This is a genomic window from Oceanobacillus indicireducens (assembly GCF_014647195.1).
Taxonomy (GTDB): Bacteria; Bacillota; Bacilli; order Bacillales; family Amphibacillaceae; genus Oceanobacillus; species Oceanobacillus indicireducens.
Genome location: NZ_BMOS01000015.1, coordinates 32154 through 50106, shown reverse-complemented (window position 1 = coordinate 50106; position 17953 = coordinate 32154). Strand labels below are relative to the sequence as shown.

Here is a 17953-nt window from a genome sequence, read left to right as displayed (position 1 = left end):
ACTATGAGAATTAAAAAAGCGTATGAACTTGGTTTTGCACAAGATCACACGCTTTTTTAGTGGGATTTTTATAAAACAGATACAGTTTAAGTAATTATTTAAACGTCATCGTATAATCCTGGATAAACATCTTTTAAACGTCCTTCTAAAGCTACTTCAAATGAAACATGCTCTGCTGAATGTGAGCTGAGTTCAAATTCAGCATCTCTTAATAATCCATGCTGAGACATGTCGTATGTTTTTCCGTCTAATTGATATTGGTCTCTTGTTAACCGTCCGGCAATCGGGAATAATACCGGTGAAACACGTCCCCACTTCTATTTGACAAATGACAATCAAGCTTCATTCCATATAAACGCCATCTTTGTCAAAACCAAACCTTTTTTTTAGATGAGGTAATTTATACTTCAAATTTTGTTATGAGATATGGTAGCAGCTTGCCGATTTGGACGTTCCCTTTATTATCTTTCATTTTTAATTCATATTACTATCTGCTTTTTTACTTCTGCAATCAATGAAGGATAGTTAACATTTGAATAATAAGTAACATCTATCTCATATAATTTCCCTAAAGCAAATTTCTCGTACCCTCTCGTCTTACAGCGATGAATAAATTCATTATAATTCAGCAAATTATCAGCTTCATTATTCTTAATAGTTGTTTTGTCTTTGTAGTATTCTTTTACAATATGGTCTAAGTGACGATTTGTAAACCCGTAAGCAAACAACGCATACAAAAATGAAGCACCTCCTGCTAAGATAAAAATATCAATTAACCTGGCCGATGGACTGCGTGCCTTTCTCTATGATGTTCGCATTGAAATGGATAATAATCAAGCCGAAAATGCGATTCGTCCAAGTGTGATCGGTCGAAAAAATTGGACGTTTTCCGTGAGCGAAGCTGGTGCCGAGGCTAATGCAATTTGTTTGAGCATGGCGGAAACAGCAAAAGCCAACGGTGTGGATTTCTATCAATATTTAGTGAAATTACGAACGAAACTACCAAACCTGGATATCCATCGAACGCTAGAAACTTTAAATCAGTACATGCCTTGGTCGAAGACAATCCAAGCAACATGTGCAAAAAAATAAAATAACCGTAAATATGTTTAAAACATCTCAGATTCACGGTTATTTGGCATTTCTATTTTTAATTTTAGTTGCTTCTATTATAAAATTCCTTAGTTCGGGCTTACTTTATACAGTCTCTACCTCAATTTTATTCACATTTGATATGTCATGAATAAGAGAATAAATATCATTAGGACTAATATTTTTTAAAATATCCAATCTTAATTGTAATAAACTTTCTCCGTCATCTAAGTCCTTAATTTTAACTTTTTTGACTATTACATTTTGTAAACCAAGTTGCCTAATTACTTCGTGGAATACTGCATTTTCACTAGTTGAAATACTTACCCTAATACTCTGAGTCTTATATCTGACTGGTCCCAATTTCTTTATTAGGTATGGCAATATATCGACACCAAATAAAATGATAACAGCTCCAACGATAGATTCCCAGTAAAAACCTGCACCTACACTGATACCTAATCCTGCTGCTCCCCAAATTATCGCAGCTGTTGTAATTCCAGATATGATGTTATCTCCTCTTTTTAAAATCACACCTGCACCAATAAAACCAATCCCACTTACTATCTGTGCTGCCAGTCGCATTGGATCTGTACGCATAAAATGTGAAGATTGACCATATTCAATAGCAGCTTCAATTGAAATAACTGTTAATAAACTACTTGATACACAGATAACTATACACGTTTTTATACCAAGTGGTTTATTTTTAAGTTCTCGTTCTAATCCAATAATTAATCCTAACAATGCTGCCAGAACTAATCTAAGCAAGCTTGATTGTATATCCATTCACTTCTCTCCTAAAAAACTTAATAACAAGATAACAATGGCTATAGATGGAGAAGAACTTTTATTTTTTATCAGCCATATCGCACCCCTAAAATGTATTAAGCAAATTGAGCTTTTTTTGTTTGCTCCTCTACTTCTTTAGCAATAAGTTTACCAGTCTTGTTGTCATAAACATTTATCTTATTGAAAGAAAATGTAATCCATACCTTGCTATCAAGAGGATAATTAACTTCACCTATTTCTTTCGCTGTTAATAACTGATCTCCGATTCTTAATTGTATCAATGTTTCAGAACCAGCAGGTAACACGGAATATACTTGAGCTTCCACCCCATTCCCAATTGGTTCTGAATATATTTTGATATCTTCTGGTTTAACCGATAAAGTAATATTATCAGACACGTTCTCGTCTCCATCCGCAAAGAAGTCTCCCAATATAGAATTAATTATTAATTGATTATTTTTATAACTACATGTTTCTTCAATTAAATTAATAGTTGGATTCCCAATAAATTTTGCTACCCGTAAATCGTTAGGAGCCCGATATAATTTTTGCGGAGTATCGCTCTGTACTATTTCCCCATCAAAAAATACTGAAATTCTAGTAGATAGCGTAAGTGCTTCTTCCTGATCATGCGTAACATACACAATGGTTGTTTTTAAATCCCGATGCAATCTTTTTAATTCTGTACGCATTTCGATTCGTAACTTTGCATCCAAATTCGATAATGGTTCATCCAGTAATAAAACTTTGGGTTCGGTAACAATTGCACGTGCTATCGCAACGCGCTGCTGCTGTCCACCAGATAATTCAGAAGGATATCGATTCATCAAATTTTTTATTTGCATACGTTGTAATGAATCTTCTACTTTCAATCTAATTTCTGCTTTCTTCATCTTTTTTTGCTCTAGTCCGAATGATACATTCTCAAAAACGGTCATATGAGGCCATAATGCATAACTTTGAAAAACTAAATTCAATCCTCTTTTAGAAGGAGGTGTATAGAACTTATCTTCTCCATTTACAATATTTTTCCCTCCAATCGTTAATAAACCTATTTCAGGATCTTCGAGACCAGAAATAATTCTTAATGTGGTAGTTTTTCCACACCCAGACGGCCCTAATAATGTCATAAATTCTCCATCTTCAATTTTCAGGTTTACATTTTTTAGCACATGATTCTTATCAAAATATTTATTAACATTAGCTAATTCTATTCCACTCATTATTTACCTCCTCCTATACCTTTTGAAATATCAGTCTTACCAAAAATGGTTGTTACCAAATAAACGACAACGATAATAAAGATAATGATAGCAACACTGGCATTGGCTATTTGCGGATACCCTTGTTCTTGTAATCCAAATGTAGCAGCAGTCAATGTATTAGTGGAAGGCGTTACCAGCATAATGATTAGATCTAGCTCCTTCATAGCACTAATAAATACGATAATAAAACCTGTGAATAATCCACTCTTACTTAGTGGCAGCATAATTCTAAAAAATCGTTTAAACCATGATGCTCCTGATACTTTTGCCGCTTCTTCCAATTCTCCGCCAATTTGTATCATCGTGCTCGTTCCAGCTCTTGTAGCAAATGGCAATTCCTTGACAACTGTAATTAATATAAGAATTGTCAATGTTCCATATAATACAGGTAAGAAAAGAATTTTTGTCGTAGACATGGATAAATATATTGCAGAAAGAGCAATTCCAGGTATTAAATAGGGCAAAAATGATAATTGATCAATCAATTTAGATGAAAACATCTTTCTGCTTCGCGTCACAATATATCCTATAATCAATCCTGCCATTGCAGCTAATACTGAGGCTGTAAGTGCAATAATTACAGAGTTTTTCAAAGCAGATAAGATCGTACTATTTTTAAAGACACCGCTATAACCATTAGCAATATCCGGATTAGAATCACCAATCCAATAATGTAGTGTCATATTACTTAAACTATAATCTCCATCTTTCAACATCAATGTTTGCCACAATAATAAAACAACCGGTAAAACGCTTACAATAAATACAAAGCCAACTGCACCTGTCATAGCAAATTTTTTCCACTTACCTAATGTAATAAGTTTTGCTTTTGAGTCTTTTCCTCCAATTGTTTCATAATTCTTTTTACTAATCATCTTCTGATTAAAGTAGATAATCAAGGCTGCAAGTACTATTAGAATAATACTTAGAATATACCCTTCCGTGGGTCGGCCACTTCCTATACTGCTGTAAATCATTGTCGACATTGTATAATATCGAACTGGCAGTCCAAGAAATGCAGGTACACCAAAAGAGCCGAGACTTTTTGAAATAATTAATATAAATGCTGATAGAATAGCTGGTAAAACTAAAGGAAAAGTAATTCGTTTCATAGTTTGAAGCTTACTTGCTCCAAGTATATTAGCAGACTCCTCCAAGCTACTGCTGATTGTTGAAAGTGCTGCGCCAACTAATAAATATGAAAATACATAATAGTGAGATGTTAAAGTCAATACAATAGGTACAAATCCATACGATAACCAGTCAGGAGGACCAACACTAAACAAATATTGAATAAGGCCTGGGCTCCCGCCAACTCGATCATTTTTAAATATGATTAACCATACAAAAGCTTTAAACCAAGAAGGAAACATGTAAGGAAGAATCATCATAAATCCCAATGTTTTCTTGAATGGGATATCCGTTCTGGTTACCAACCAAGCCAAAACTGCTCCTAAAGTCAGAGCTAATACAGAAACAGAAGCTCCTATTGCTAATGTATTTGCCATAGGCTGGTACAGTAAAGAGGATGAAATTTCCCCTGTTATTGTTGTAATCCAATGATATAAAGTAAATTCTCCTGGTACAGCGCTAGGAATAAAATCTCTTGCACTCCATTGAAACGTATTAATCGCAATCTTTATTAAAGGATATACAATTGCAATTGAAAGTAAAGCAATGATTAAAAAACTTATAATATAAACTGGGTTAGTAAAGAAATTTCTTAATAAATTTTTTATTTTATTAGAACTCTTCCTTCCATTTTGCTCTGAGTTTTCACTCATTAGATAACCTCCTATAATGTTGAGACTTTCTATTTGAGAGCTTTTCGTATTACGAAAATGGCTACATTGATTGCTATGATAATATTTCTGACTTGCCAAAGACGTCTTCCCTAAACCCTCTATTTAGATTAAGTAATTACAGCTTCTCTCAATCTTTTAATTGTATTTGAAATCTGTTTTTGCACTGTTACTTCCTGGTCCCATCTTGACAGAGTGAGTTCTAAATTATAAGTATTATTGTAACCAGTTTTTCTTAAAGCAGAAATATAGGTTTCTAAAGGTAAACTTTCCTTTTGAGTCAAGGGAAAATGAGTAATGCCTTTTTCATTTAACCCATGAATATGTGTGTGGTAAACTTTTTCTATAAAATTTGAATCAGGAAGTTGATTGATTGTCTCATTTGGTAAATCAGATATATTGGCTTCTTTTAATAGATTGGAATAATAATGTCCCATGTCCCAGCAAATTCCTAAATGGCGATTATTGATTTGATTTACCATCTTCATTACACCATCTATTGAATCTCCCGGGTCAACCTTACTGGATTTTGCCCGGTTATTTTCTAACGCAATATATAATGGAATTCCTTCTCTTTCAATAAGATTAATCCAATTCCCAAACTCTTCAACAGTTTGTTCACTTAACTCTGCTCTATCCTCATTATCAGATATTGCCTGATATGCGTGTATAGGCATTACCAATTTTTCTTGATATTTTTCAAAATGTGCTAAAATATAATCCATAGATGGATACAGTTCACGAAAATTATGATAAGTTAAAGGTCCGGAAATATCACCATGTATTGTAATTTCCATACCAAGATCCCAAATTAATTGGATTGCATTTTGATAATTTTCTTCGTCCTCTCTTCTCAATATGCGAATTTCAATAGATTCTATACCTTCTTCTTTTAAATTATTCAGAAATTTTTTTAGGCTATCATGATTTCCTAGTAGTATATTTTGGTGAAACTCGTCAGTTAAAGCTGGGTTTTCTATTGAAAATCCTAAAGTCATATACTTCACTCCATTTCTTAGAATGTATTGCCGTAATTCATTATCATTAATAATTAGATAGTCTATATGGCATCAATCATGGATCGGTAAGCGCAGCATAATTAGTACTGAACTTACCGAATTTTTTATAATGTTTGGATTAGAAAGTCCCTAAGTTCATTTACATTTTGATAATAATAGTCAACATCTTCTTCCCAAAGATCTAATTGTTCTAATCCTGGTACATCAAAATCTTGCTCGATATCCTCTCTAGTAGAGAAAGTACCTGGATTATTAAATGGTGTAAAGCCTGCTCCTGTTCCATCATCTCCACCTGCTATCCACTGAATAAAAAGCTTAGCAGAATTTACATTAGGAGTACCGTCAATAATAAAAGCTGATGTTGTACCCGGAACGGATACTTTCGGTGTAATATCGTGAACCATCTGTATTGGTAAACCATCACTTTCTACATCACGCAGTTTAACCGACGACGCAATAACTATAGGTGGCTCAGAGCTTGTGGAACTGGCTACCGCATCTACAGAATCTCCCATTGAACTCATTAAGACCACATCATTATCTAATAACCGTTTAACAAATTCATAACCAGCATTCTCTGTTCCATTTAACTCAAGCTTTTCGCCAAAAGTCTCTTCATAATCAGCTTCCATTTCATCCGAATGTTGAATCATTGTTAAAAATAGATCCTGGATATCGGCAGCCTCTAATGGATTTTTCATGGTAACTCTGCCTTGCCATTCCGGAGTGGTCAAATCCCACCATGATTCAATAGGAGGATTATCATTTGCATCCGAGTTATACATAACTGTAATAACCTCCGTAATAATTGGAAGTCCCTTATATTGGTCATAAGGACTGATTAAATTATCAGCAATATGATTCGGGTGATAACTGTGAAGCATATGGTTATCTAATAATTCATTTTTCCAAAAACCATTCGAATCTTTACCTACTACCACGTCAGCCCCTTGAACATCTCCTTCATTTTCAAGCCTTATTTTCTCCAACATATCTACTGAACTAACCTTTGTAACCGATACGTTGATATCTGGGTATTCTTCTTTAAAACTATTTACTGTTTGTTCAGTTGCAGAAGATTGAGCATATACGACTAATTCTCCCTCTTCTTTTGCTTTTTCGTATAAATCATCCATTGATTCTTCAGCATCTAAATTTGCGTTTTCTTTCCAAGCCCCTTGAGCATTTGAACTCTCATTATCCCCACCACAAGCTCCCAATACAGTCAACAAAAACACGCCTATCATTACTAAAAAAATATTTTTACTCTTCATTCATAAACCTCCTCTTTTTCTTTTTAGATATGGTTGGCTTGAAACAGCTTAAATTATTTTTGTCAAAGGGATTTAATATTTCCCAGCTATCCTTTCTCTTCAATAAAGGTAGCGCTTACATTTTTTCAACAGGTAAAATATGATTGTGAATAATATCAGCTATAGCATGTTTATTATGATGTACACAGCTAAAAAAGTGATTTTTCACTAACAATTTATGACTATTTTCTACAAAAAATCCTTTATCAGCTATTTCCAACATAGGCAAATCATTTAAATTATCGCCCACACAAATGGTATTAACTTTTTCTATTCCAATCATGAAACGAAGTCTCTTTAGAGCAGCTCCTTTAGATATCCCAATTGGCAGAATTTCAAGATAATTTCTTTCGGAGTATACTAATTCACATGAATGTTCTACTTCTATTACCTTTGTTTCAAATTTCTTTAAAATTTCTGGTTCAGCTATTAGCATTATTTTTATAATATGATTTTTTAACTGTCTCTCGGAAAAAAGCTGACAAGTAACTTTTTCTTTTTCCTCATATTTTTCAACAATATGATTTCTTTTAATTGTATAGACTTCATCACCCTGGTAGATTAAAACAGCTACATTATCAAATTTACTTAAGGAATTAATCGTTCTTAGGACGTTCCCTGGTGAAGTTAAATGTTTTTCAACTATCCTTTTTTTATTAATAGGATCATAAATAATTGCACCGTTATATAATATTACTGGTATATTAATTCCAAGTTGTTCTATATATGGAATAGCAGCTTTTTCCATTCGCCCGGTAGCTATAGTAAATATGCCACCATTCTCTTTGAAAGTAGAAATGGCTTCCAGATTTTCAGCGCTTATTTGCTGTTTAGAATCTAATAATGTCCCATCTAAATCTGAAACCAATAAGTTTTTTGCATTGCTCATAACATTCCTCCCTCCTCAGCATGTTTTCCGTTCTATTAAATTAGTTTCTAAAATAATAGAATCTTTATTCTCTTCCTCATTAATTATTCGTAACAATAGTTCAGCTGCTAATTGCCCCATTTGTTTTCTTGGCTGAGCAATAGTAGTTAACTGAAAAGAATACAGTTCTGACATTTCTAAGTTATCAAAACCAATAACAGCCATTTGCTCAGGTACATTTATTTGTTCCATTTTAAGCCATTCTAAAGCACCTATTCCTATTAAATCATTGCTGGCAAATACTGCTGTTATGTCAGGACTTTCACGATATAACGCCTCCATGGCAAAGCTTCCGGATTCAATAGTTCGCCCCGCAGTCTTTTGGTTTCTTGCGCTGACTTTTAGTTGATGTTTTTTCATTGTGTCTAAATAACCGCGAAGTCGTTCATTGCTTGTAAATGAATCTGAGGCCATTCCTAAAAAACCGATATTGGTATGTCCCTTAGAAATAAGATGGTTTATTGCTTTGCAAGCTCCCCCATAATGGTCCACATCTATAAATGGAATGTCTAACAGTGCTGGAGTTCTTCTACGGAGCAATACCCTGGGTATTTCTAATTTTTCTAATGTAGAAATAGATTCTTGATCCAAAATATTTGGTGTAAGAATAACTCCATCCACCTTACGATCAAGTATACTTTCCAAGAATTGCTTTTCCTTAAGCGAATCTCGACTTGTATTTCCGTATATCACTTGATACCCGTTATTGGACAAAGTTTGTTCCACACCAACTGCAATGCTCGAAAAAAATGGATCAGCGATATCTGGAACCATTAATCCAATAGTGTATGTTTTTTTATGAATTAAACTTCTAGCCACACTATTAGGACGGTAGTTTAATTTTTCTACTGCTTGTAATACATTTTCACGAGTAGTTTGATTAACATCATGATGATTATTTAAAGCTCGAGAAACTGTAGAAACAGAAATATTTAAGTATTTTGCAAGATCTTTTATGGTAGTTATTGTAAGCACCCTTTCTGGGAACGTTCCCGGTAACGTTATCGGTAATATTACCACTGAGAACTTTAGTTGTCAATAGTATTTTTTGAAGATTATATATTTTTAACTTGCACCTTAATTGCAATATTAAAATGCAACACTGTATGTGAAACCACTATATAAGGTTTTTTATGTCAATTTGTTGATTGTGTGGCCTAGTCCACACAATCAACAAATTGCGCAAAATAAACATCTATTCCCATTTCTTTTCCTTGTGCGCTAAGTTTACTAAATTCGGATCCGTTATCAGCTGTGATGCTTATAAATGTCTGTTGAACGTTTGGGTATTCCTGAAATATACCTTCTAAAGCTTCCCTTACTGCTGGTGCGTTCTTACCTGGTATGCGTTCGACAATGATTATATAGGGTTTTCGTGCAAGGAACGGAATCGAATGTATTTTGTTTTTTTGCATAGCCCACCACCGCGTCGGGTGACCAGTTGTCTTTCAATATTTTCTCCTCAGCGAATAACATAAATTCCCATGAAGCCATCAAGATAGTCGGAGCACCACCGTTTCTTCTGTTCTCCTCATAAACACGTGCACCAGCGTCAGGAAAGTATTTCTGGTAGGGTTTACGATTGGTATCGATTTGTTCGACTGTGCCCCGTTTTAATTCTCGGGATACTGTAATCGCGTCCAATTTTCTCTCCAATTTCTCTAAAAGACAAACCTTGCCCCCTGTATGCAGCTATTTGTCCTCTTTCAATATCAGTTAAATGTGTAAAGCTTCGTTTTTTCGTGTTAGAATGAGAGTGAGTCATCGTGATTTACCTCTGTATGTTTATGGTTTTGGACAACTTTAACTATACGTGGTTTCACGATGGCTTTCTATTTTTTAGCTGCTGCATTTCATTTTACAATGAAGTCTAAATCAAGGAAGAGGATAAATATTTATAATTTAATGCCTATCTTTTGTATTATGGAGACAATATTCCGTTTAGTCACCGGTATTATAATCCCTTTATAAAGGGAAACCTTCATACAAACTTGATAAATTTAAGGGTGAGATAAAAAAAGCGCATGAACTTGATTTGCACAAGTTCACACGTTTTTTATTACGTGAATATTTTTATATACAACAGATAAAGTTTAAGTAATTATTTAAACGTCATCGTATAATCCTTCTGGAATACCTCACCGGCTTCTAACCGATTGACTCCAAACTTCTCTTTAAAATCTTCCGTCGTATCATGCAATCCGCAATACCGCACCAAGGCTCGATACGATCGATATAACTGTATATCTGTTTCTGGGCTAGTATTTGTTCTTATTCTTAAAGGAGAATCAGAAGTTCTCGGCGAGAGAATATTTACCGATTGCTTCTGGTTTACTTTAAATATATTTCTAAACTATTATTTTTGATAAGTTAACCTATTGAAGTTCAGGCCAATAATCTTTATTTGCTACCATCATGTCATCAAGGACTTGTTTAGCTGCTCGCGCAGATGGTACGGTTTGATTTAAGGTAAATGCTTGTAAGGCTTTGTCATAGGAATGCTCAAAAAATGCATCTACAAGCAGTTTTTCTGCTGCAACTTGTGCTTCCATCATTCCTTTATGAAAGTCATTGATGGGATGTAAAGCAAGCTGTTCTACACCAGTTGCGCCGATATATGCAGGAACTTCTACAACCGCATCTTCTCTCAAATTTGGGATCGATCCTTTATTAGGTGTGATAACCATAAAACGTTTCGGTTCATCATTTAAAATAGCCACAGCTATATCTACAATATAGTTACCATGTTCACCAAAATTAAAATGCAGAATATCTTCTGTTTCTCCATTTCTGATTTGTTCTGCCATTTTGCGTGTATTTGCTTCACGGCCCTCCATTACCATATTGGCTCTAGTGAAGTTTTTATCATCATTTTCAACCATGACATCAGAGAACCAGTAATACTCTAAATAATTATTAGGCAGTGCTTCAGGGAAATACTTTACCATGGCTGACATCAATTGATATGTCTTCGCCCAGTATTGATCTCCTTCATTAAATTCGGCGACGTCCATATTGACTTGGCGCAGCTTGTCAATAATCTCAGGCATAACATCCCGTTTTAAAGACGTATCATAAATTTTGCTATACCAGCCATAATGATTTAGGCCATAATAAGTTGGGATCCAGTTTTTCCTGTTGTAGCCAAAGTTAGATGCAATGGTCTCTTCCAGAGATATGGTCATATCACAAACGTTTATCATATTGGCATCAGGATATTTTCTCCGTATCGCTTCGGAAATGATAGATTCTGGGTTCGTGTAGTTAAGGATCCAGGCATTTGGAGCATATTGTTGTACATATCCTACTATCTCCAATATTCCGCTAATTGAGCGTAAACCGTATGCAAAACCGCCCAGTCCGCATGTTTCCTGGCCTACCAAATCGTATTTTAACGGGATTTTTTCGTCCAGCTCCCGCATAGCAAGACCGCCGACACGGATTTGAGAGAAAACAAAGTCCACATTTGTGAATGCTTCTTCTGGTTTTTCTGTTACAATCAACTTCATATCTTGTCTGTCCTTATCAATCAATAACTGATTGATGATCAACTTCATATCTTCATTTCTTTTTTGGTCGATATCATATAACCGTATCTCTGTAATAGGAAATTTACTGCTATTACTTAGTAGCGCAGAAATAATACCTGGGGTGTAGGTACTCCCGCCGCCGGCAATGGTTATGATTAAATTATCCTTCATTCTTACTCCTCCAGTACATGATTAAACTTTTTAATTTAGAAATTGTTTCATCGAAATATCAGATAGAAATCTCTTCTTTGGCAATGTTTTGTTTTTCATATTTTAAAAAGCATTTATCGTTATTCTGTTTCTTTTCCGAGATAATTATCTACATCCTCTTTGAGATTCTGCACAGATAGTCCGATGATCACTTGAATAGCATTCCCGTTTTTAACCACACCTGATGCTCCAAGACTTCTAAAGTGCTCATCAGAAGCTATTTTTTCAGGATCTGTGACTAGCACCCTTAATCGGGTAGCACAATTTGTTACATGCTCGATATTTTCATTTCCACCTAGAAGGTCAACATATTCGCCAGCTAGATTCTTTTCTGTGGATTCTGCTGATTTCTTCTCTTTATAGTCCTCTTTCCCATAAAGTTTGACTTCTTCGTCCATACGTCCTGGTGTTTTAATATTGAATTTCAAAATCATAAAACGGAATACAAAGAAGTAGATAAAGAAAAAGACGACACCAATGGCGATTTGAATCAAATAGGTCATCCAGTGATTGTTAAATAACGGTATCCAGTTCATGGACATGAATTCCAGTAATCCGCCGCCGAAATTTCCTGTGACGCCAAATATATACATCGTTGTAGCCAGAAAAGCATCTAGAACAGCTTTTACAGCAAATAGCAATGGTGCAACAAAAATATACGTAAATTCAAGCGGTTCGGTAATCCCTGCCAAAACAGCCGTTATGGTTGCGGGTATTAATAACCCCGCGACAACTTTTCTTTTCCCTTTTTGCGCTGTTACATAGATAGCTAAAGCGGCAGCTGGCAAGCCAAATATATTGGAATTACCCTGCATGGCGAATCCGCCTTCTGGGAATAATTCTTTCAACGAAGCAGTAGATTGAGCGAAATCACCCATATTTGCTGCCCAGTTGGCATAGGTCCCGCCATCAATAATGGCTGGGCCAAATTGAAATGGTCCATAAATAAAATGGTGTAACCCTGTCGGTAATAAAATTTTTTCTAAAAAGATATAGAGCCATACACCGAAGTTACCCGCGTTAGCCAAAAAGCCTTGAAGGGATGCAATCCCTATTTGAATATAAGGCCAAAGCCAAGCAGTCAAGAAAGCAACTGGCAACATGGCAAAGAAACCGATAATCACTACAAATGCAGACCCTTGAAAAATACCAAGATAGTCTGGAAGTTTCGTATCATAGTATTTATTGTGCAAATATACCGCAATAGCGGATATAATAATTGCTCCAAGAATACTGGTATCTAATGTTTTAATCCCTGCAATCTCAGCTAAGCCGCTGACACCGCCTGGCTCTTGGCTGAAATCAACATTAAAAAACCCAGGAAAGCTTGTTAACATGGCGTTGATGAAATAATTAAAAGTCAGAAAAATGATAATTGTTTCCATCAACGCTCTGCCATTTGCTTTAGCAGCCAATGCTACCGGAATGCCCATTGCAAAAATGAGGGGCATTTGATTAAACACTGTCCAGGCACCTTCTTCAATGATGAACCAAATCTTAGACCATACAGTGCCTTCTTCTGCAAGACTGCCCATAATAAGAGGGTCATTAAAAAGTGTGGAAAAGCCTATGACGATTCCTGAAAATGCGAAAAATAAAACCGGAACAAACATAGCGCTTCCAAACCGTTGAAATTTCTGCATCATCTGTATTTCCCCCTAACCTAAAGTAATAACAGATAAAAGTCGTTACTTTTTCTGTTCCAAGTAATCTAAATATGACCGGAATAGCGCCTCAACCATAACGAAAAAAGTAGAAAATGTTGTAATTTCTAAAGCAAGATGGCTTTTTTGCGGATGAGCAAACGCATACATTCTTAAATCAGTTAATTGAGCAAGCCTGTTATTCTTTAGATCCGTAATCGACATCAATGGAATCTTTTTAGCAGCAATTCGCTGTGCAAAAGGAAGCATGGTAGTCGTATTACCTGAAAGTGAAATAATAATTATTAAATCATTCTCGGTTAAATCGTCCATTAAAACATGAAAGTTCATCTCGTCATCAATCACATGGACATATTTATTGAGTATCCAAAAATACCTTTTCAGTTCATTTGCACACAATTTTTGTTCTGTTCCTGTCCCGTATACAAATAAACGATTAGACGATTCGATTGCTTTGCATATTTCCTCAAAGTTCCAATGCTGCAGCTGCTCAATATTCATTTGAATATCGGTGATGAGGCTTTTTTTATAAGACTTTTCCGGCGTCTCCTTTTTTTCCTGCCACTTTATTGCATATTTCATTTCACTAAAACCGGCGAATCCAATCTTCTTAACAAATCTGGATACTGTTGATTTTGACGAATGACACGCATCAGCCAATTCCCTGATGGTCATCTTCTCCACAGCTCCACGATGCTTCAGAATATAGGAAGCTATCGACTTATCTGTGGCATTAAACGTTTCGTAATATTGGTTAACTGCTTCTTCTATTAAATCCATCCTTATCACCCCTGTAAATATTCCTTTACAAGGAGTATAATTTACAAATCTGTATAAAAGCAATCACCCCACTATCTATAAAATTTTTCATACCGGTAATGAAAAGGTTTTCATCTGATTTTTATTTTAAATGTATATTTCAAGAACAACAACAGGTTGAAGCGATTATGGATGCTTTCACTCATACTGACACATGGATTCATTTTCTGAGATATGTCCCAAGAAGGAATATCTACAACTTAATCAGAAGTAAAATCTTGATGAGAGGAACACTTACTAATATTTTTATTATGGCAACTTTTTAATAGAAATGAATGTTATTAAACAATACCCATCCTCTTGACCCATAATCAATTTCATGACAAAATAACCAAAATTATTATTATTTAATAATAATCTTTCTATTCAATGCAGTACATTTATAACTTTACTTATAGTTGTATATAGTGAAGTAAAAAGCGAGATGAGAAGTCCCTCCTCTTACCTCATCGTATTTTTTCATTATATATTCTGTGGATGCAGGCAAAAATACCTTCTAATTCTATTAATAGAATTAGAAGGTATTTTTAATTATAGAAACTTTTAATTTGATAGGTGAGAATATCAAAAGCTTCTTTTCTCAATATATATAAGTTGCATTCTTCGTTCGTATGCTATTCTCGGGAGTCGTGCGAATTCATACGGTTATCGTGTGCAATTCCAGAGCGGTGTGCGAGTTTGTAGGATTATCGTGCGCTAACCTACCCCCTAGAGCGTGCAAATCTGCTTAGGGCTACTTGCGTTAATCTCACCAAAAAGAACAGCGTATTTAAAAATGTATAATACTTAAATTCAACATATATAGCATTATTATATATCCTATAGAAATAAATTACTTAAATTAGCTGAAGCCAATTCTATTTAAAACCATGTATAGAAGCAAATGTCTCCTTCCACTCCTTATCAATCTTTCCATTCGTGCAGGTAAAATGAGGAAATTCATATTGAACTTCATTACCATCCAATTGATAAACGCTTCCCCCTGCTTCCTCAACAATCAATTTGCCAGCAGCAACATCCCAAATATTTACTCCCCATTCCCAGAATGCATCCAAACGTCCAGTAGCAACATAAGCACAATGTAAGGCTGCTGAACCAAAAGTACGGACATTCCGAGTCAACGGAGCAATTTTCACATATCCCTCTAAGACATGATTACGGTCACTTTCATATTTTGCTGGAACTCCTGTTGAAACGAGGCTCTCAGCTAAAGAACTCTGCTCGCTTACATGGATTGCTTCTCCATTTAATGTCGCTCCTTTTCCACGTTCTGCAATAAATAATTCATTTGCAACGGGGTCATAAATAATGCCAAGAGCAGCTTCCCCTTTACAATATAAAGCTACTGAAATCGTATATCCTGGCAGTCCATGTACATAATTCGTCGTTCCATCGATTGGATCAATTATCCATAGATTAGGATGCGTTTCTAGCATTTCAAGCATTTTATCGTGACCTATCTCTTCTACTGTTTCTTCTCCAAAAACAGCATGCTCTGGGAAATCCCTCTTTATTTCCTCGGTTATATATTTTTCTGTTTTCTTATCCATTTCCGTAACTAAATCCATATCGCTGCTTTTTGTTTCAACGGTAAATCTTGAATTCACCTTTTCTACCAGATTTCTCCCTGCTACTATTACGATTTCACATACCTCTTCAAACATGACATCACCTTCTCTTCAGAATTTGGAATGTATCAATAATCTACTTTTATCACTTTAAATCAACAGAATGACTTATATCTTCAATAATGCTTTGAAGAGCGTGATGCTCATGATGAACTGTTTCCCGAAAATTCTGCTGCTTCAATAAGTCAATGGCATTTTCAACCACATAGGCTGTATCAGCTGTTTGTAACATGGCCAAATCATTTTCATGATCTCCTACACAAATCGTATGTAAGTCCGTTCGATTTAAATGTTTAAGCAGCTCTTTAACCGCATTTCCTTTTGAAACATGCTTCGGCAAGATTTCTAAATAGTTTTTTTCTGAATAAATCATATCACACGAAACTCCACTATTTAGTACTAGCTTTTCACACTTTTTTAAAGCAACAGGGGCATCTGAAATGAGCAACACTTTTGTTACGTAGCTTGTATCAAATGCAGCATCTATTTCCCTAACCTGAATTCTATCTTTTTTCTGATGTGCTTTAATCAATTCGTTGTAATCTGGAACATAGGCTTTTTTATTTTGGTAGTAATTAATACCAATATATTCACTTTCGCTGAATGCTTGTAATTGCTTAAATAAAGGTGTGAAGTTGGTAATCTTTTGCTCATATATACGCTGCTGATTCTGATAATCGTAAATAACCGCTCCATTATACAGAATGACGGGGAGTGTAACCCCCAATTCTTGCACATAAGGACCAACAGAATCTTCCACACGTCCTGTTGCAATGGTAAACAATCCGCCATCCTTTATAAATTGCTGAATAGATGTTTTATTCTCTATGCTAATATTCTGCTTTCCATTAAGTAATGTTCCATCTAAATCAGAGATTAATAGATGCTTTTTCATCCCATCGCTTCCCTCCGTAAATCTACTTTGTAAAACCTTTACTATCATCAAATGAATCAAATTTTAACTTTTTTGTGTGCGCAGCTATACAAGGTATCTGTTATTATTTTAGAAAAATATGCATTTGTTAAAAGAGAAGTGAATGCAGGTTTCTCTCATACTCCACACATTAAAGTGACACTGTACATCTTTTCTTGTTTATAAAATAGACTATTTCCTTAAAGCCAATTTGTTTTAAGGTTTCCTGTACTTCTAAGTAATTATCCCCCACCCTGGAAGGTACATGGGAATCTGAACCAAAAGATATATCCACACCGTGATAGCATGCTCTTTCTAATATTTCATGAGAAGGATACCATCCGCCGCAATCTTTATTTTTACCGGACGTATTCACTTCAATGGCAACACCTTTATTAGCAATGACTTTTAATGTTTCTTCTACTACTGGTGTTCTGACTTCATGAAAATTTAATAAATATCCTTTCATCGCATCAATATGTCCCAAGACTTGAAACATACCGCTTTTGGCAGATTGCTGAATCAAATGGTAATAGGATTCTTTTTCCTCCAGACGCTCTTCCTCTGATAAATAATCCCATCTGCCTTTTTGAAAAATACTTTTATCATGAACATGATGGACAGATCCAATGATATAATCAAATGGGTATTTTTGATAAATGTTACTATACATATTTGCATATTCAGGAAAATAATCGCTCTCCATTCCAAGTAACACGTGAATTTTATTCTTATATTTTTCTTTCAGTGTCAACACTTCACTTACATATTCATCCAGCTCACTCTTGGCCATTGCAATTCCCGGATACAGCTGATCTTCGTCCGAATAAAAGAAAGGAGAGTGATCCGAGATCCCAATATAATGCAAATCACGATCTATTGCCACTTGAATGTAATCCTCTATTTTCCCTTCTGCATGTCCGCATCTATCATGATGAGTATGTAAATCAAAAATAATATTTGCCACAATGTATCTTC

16 protein-coding genes and 2 pseudogenes are annotated in these 17953 nt (G+C 35.0%); 1 reads left to right on the top strand and 17 read right to left on the bottom strand.

The window, feature by feature from the left end; genetic code table 11:
• Positions 1-98: 98 nt before the first annotated feature.
• Both IEX94_RS20280 and IEX94_RS11615 read right to left on the bottom strand, forming a co-directional pair.
• Positions 99-290 (bottom strand): annotated as a pseudogene (locus IEX94_RS20280) (aldose 1-epimerase family protein); the annotation flags it as partial.
• 189 nt (positions 291-479) lie between these two features.
• On the bottom strand, positions 480-737 hold the full coding sequence (locus IEX94_RS11615) for a hypothetical protein (protein WP_188857593.1): 258 nt from the start codon (positions 735-737) through the stop codon (positions 480-482).
• A gap of 31 nt (positions 738-768) precedes the next feature.
• Here IEX94_RS11615 and IEX94_RS11610 point away from each other — a divergent pair.
• Positions 769-1092, top strand: a pseudogene (locus IEX94_RS11610) (transposase domain-containing protein); the annotation flags it as partial.
• 105 nt (positions 1093-1197) lie between these two features.
• Here the strand turns inward: IEX94_RS11610 and IEX94_RS11605 are convergent.
• The 15 genes from IEX94_RS11605 to IEX94_RS11535 form a co-directional block, all read right to left on the bottom strand.
• Entirely contained in the window at positions 1198-1881 is a 684-nt protein-coding gene (locus tag IEX94_RS11605) for an MgtC/SapB family protein (RefSeq protein ID WP_188857591.1), read from the bottom strand.
• A 98-nt stretch (positions 1882-1979) separates the two neighbouring features.
• Positions 1980-3107, bottom strand: coding sequence for an ABC transporter ATP-binding protein (locus tag IEX94_RS11600; protein ID WP_188857588.1), 1128 nt, complete (start codon positions 3105-3107; stop codon positions 1980-1982).
• On the bottom strand, positions 3107-4933 hold the full coding sequence (locus IEX94_RS11595) for an ABC transporter permease (protein ID WP_188857585.1): 1827 nt from the start codon (positions 4931-4933) through the stop codon (positions 3107-3109). The genes IEX94_RS11600 and IEX94_RS11595 overlap by 1 nt, the downstream gene beginning before the upstream one ends.
• A 128-nt stretch (positions 4934-5061) precedes the next feature.
• Entirely contained in the window at positions 5062-5949 is an 888-nt protein-coding gene (locus tag IEX94_RS11590) for a sugar phosphate isomerase/epimerase family protein (protein ID WP_188857582.1), read from the bottom strand.
• Between the two features lie 125 nt (positions 5950-6074).
• On the bottom strand, positions 6075-7244 hold the full coding sequence (locus IEX94_RS11585; RefSeq protein WP_188857579.1) for an ABC transporter substrate-binding protein: 1170 nt from the start codon (positions 7242-7244) through the stop codon (positions 6075-6077).
• 115 nt (positions 7245-7359) lie between these two features.
• Entirely contained in the window at positions 7360-8172 is an 813-nt protein-coding gene (locus IEX94_RS11580) for a Cof-type HAD-IIB family hydrolase (RefSeq protein ID WP_188857577.1), read from the bottom strand.
• A gap of 15 nt (positions 8173-8187) precedes the next feature.
• Positions 8188-9231, bottom strand: coding sequence for a LacI family DNA-binding transcriptional regulator (locus IEX94_RS11575; RefSeq protein ID WP_188857575.1), 1044 nt, complete (start codon positions 9229-9231; stop codon positions 8188-8190).
• 137 nt (positions 9232-9368) lie between these two features.
• Positions 9369-9626, bottom strand: coding sequence for a hypothetical protein (locus IEX94_RS11570; protein WP_188857573.1), 258 nt, complete (start codon positions 9624-9626; stop codon positions 9369-9371).
• 161 nt (positions 9627-9787) lie between these two features.
• Positions 9788-9976, bottom strand: a complete 189-nt coding sequence (locus tag IEX94_RS20015) for a helix-turn-helix domain-containing protein (RefSeq protein WP_188857571.1) — start codon at positions 9974-9976, stop codon at positions 9788-9790.
• 610 nt (positions 9977-10586) lie between these two features.
• Entirely contained in the window at positions 10587-11912 is a 1326-nt protein-coding gene (locus tag IEX94_RS11560) for a family 4 glycosyl hydrolase (RefSeq protein ID WP_188857568.1), read from the bottom strand.
• A 119-nt stretch (positions 11913-12031) separates the two neighbouring features.
• Positions 12032-13597 carry an alpha-glucoside-specific PTS transporter subunit IIBC gene (locus IEX94_RS11555; protein ID WP_188857566.1) on the bottom strand — a complete coding sequence of 522 codons (1566 nt, stop codon included), beginning with the start codon at positions 13595-13597 and terminating at the stop codon, positions 12032-12034.
• Between the two features lie 42 nt (positions 13598-13639).
• Positions 13640-14395 (bottom strand): MurR/RpiR family transcriptional regulator, encoded by a 756-nt coding sequence (locus tag IEX94_RS11550; RefSeq protein WP_188857564.1) that lies wholly within the window; start codon positions 14393-14395, stop codon positions 13640-13642.
• A gap of 896 nt (positions 14396-15291) precedes the next feature.
• Complete coding sequence (locus IEX94_RS11545; RefSeq protein WP_188857562.1) at positions 15292-16098, bottom strand: inositol monophosphatase family protein; 807 nt, start codon at positions 16096-16098, stop codon at positions 15292-15294.
• 49 nt (positions 16099-16147) lie between these two features.
• Positions 16148-16957, bottom strand: coding sequence for a Cof-type HAD-IIB family hydrolase (locus tag IEX94_RS11540; protein ID WP_188857559.1), 810 nt, complete (start codon positions 16955-16957; stop codon positions 16148-16150).
• 169 nt (positions 16958-17126) lie between these two features.
• Positions 17127-17933 carry a histidinol-phosphatase gene (locus IEX94_RS11535; RefSeq protein WP_188857641.1) on the bottom strand — a complete coding sequence of 269 codons (807 nt, stop codon included), beginning with the start codon at positions 17931-17933 and terminating at the stop codon, positions 17127-17129.
• Positions 17934-17953 lie beyond the last annotated feature (20 nt).

Bases quoted from the DNA above. Each gene is read 5' to 3' on its own strand.
- IEX94_RS11605 (WP_188857591.1), bottom strand. From the start codon at position 1,881: ATGGATATACAATCAAGCTTGCTTAGATTAGTTCTGGCAGCATTGTTA.
- IEX94_RS11600 (WP_188857588.1), bottom strand. From the start codon at position 3,107: ATGAGTGGAATAGAATTAGCTAATGTTAATAAATATTTTGATAAGAAT.
- IEX94_RS11595 (WP_188857585.1), bottom strand. From the start codon at position 4,933: ATGAGTGAAAACTCAGAGCAAAATGGAAGGAAGAGTTCTAATAAAATA.
- IEX94_RS11590 (WP_188857582.1), bottom strand. From the start codon at position 5,949: ATGACTTTAGGATTTTCAATAGAAAACCCAGCTTTAACTGACGAGTTT.
- IEX94_RS11585 (WP_188857579.1), bottom strand. From the start codon at position 7,244: ATGAAGAGTAAAAATATTTTTTTAGTAATGATAGGCGTGTTTTTGTTG.
- IEX94_RS11580 (WP_188857577.1), bottom strand. From the start codon at position 8,172: ATGAGCAATGCAAAAAACTTATTGGTTTCAGATTTAGATGGGACATTA.
- IEX94_RS11570 (WP_188857573.1), bottom strand. From the start codon at position 9,626: ATGCAAAAAAACAAAATACATTCGATTCCGTTCCTTGCACGAAAACCC.
- IEX94_RS20015 (WP_188857571.1), bottom strand. From the start codon at position 9,976: ATGACTCACTCTCATTCTAACACGAAAAAACGAAGCTTTACACATTTA.
- IEX94_RS11560 (WP_188857568.1), bottom strand. From the start codon at position 11,912: ATGAAGGATAATTTAATCATAACCATTGCCGGCGGCGGGAGTACCTAC.
- IEX94_RS11555 (WP_188857566.1), bottom strand. From the start codon at position 13,597: ATGATGCAGAAATTTCAACGGTTTGGAAGCGCTATGTTTGTTCCGGTT.
- IEX94_RS11550 (WP_188857564.1), bottom strand. From the start codon at position 14,395: ATGGATTTAATAGAAGAAGCAGTTAACCAATATTACGAAACGTTTAAT.
- IEX94_RS11545 (WP_188857562.1), bottom strand. From the start codon at position 16,098: ATGTTTGAAGAGGTATGTGAAATCGTAATAGTAGCAGGGAGAAATCTG.
- IEX94_RS11540 (WP_188857559.1), bottom strand. From the start codon at position 16,957: ATGAAAAAGCATCTATTAATCTCTGATTTAGATGGAACATTACTTAAT.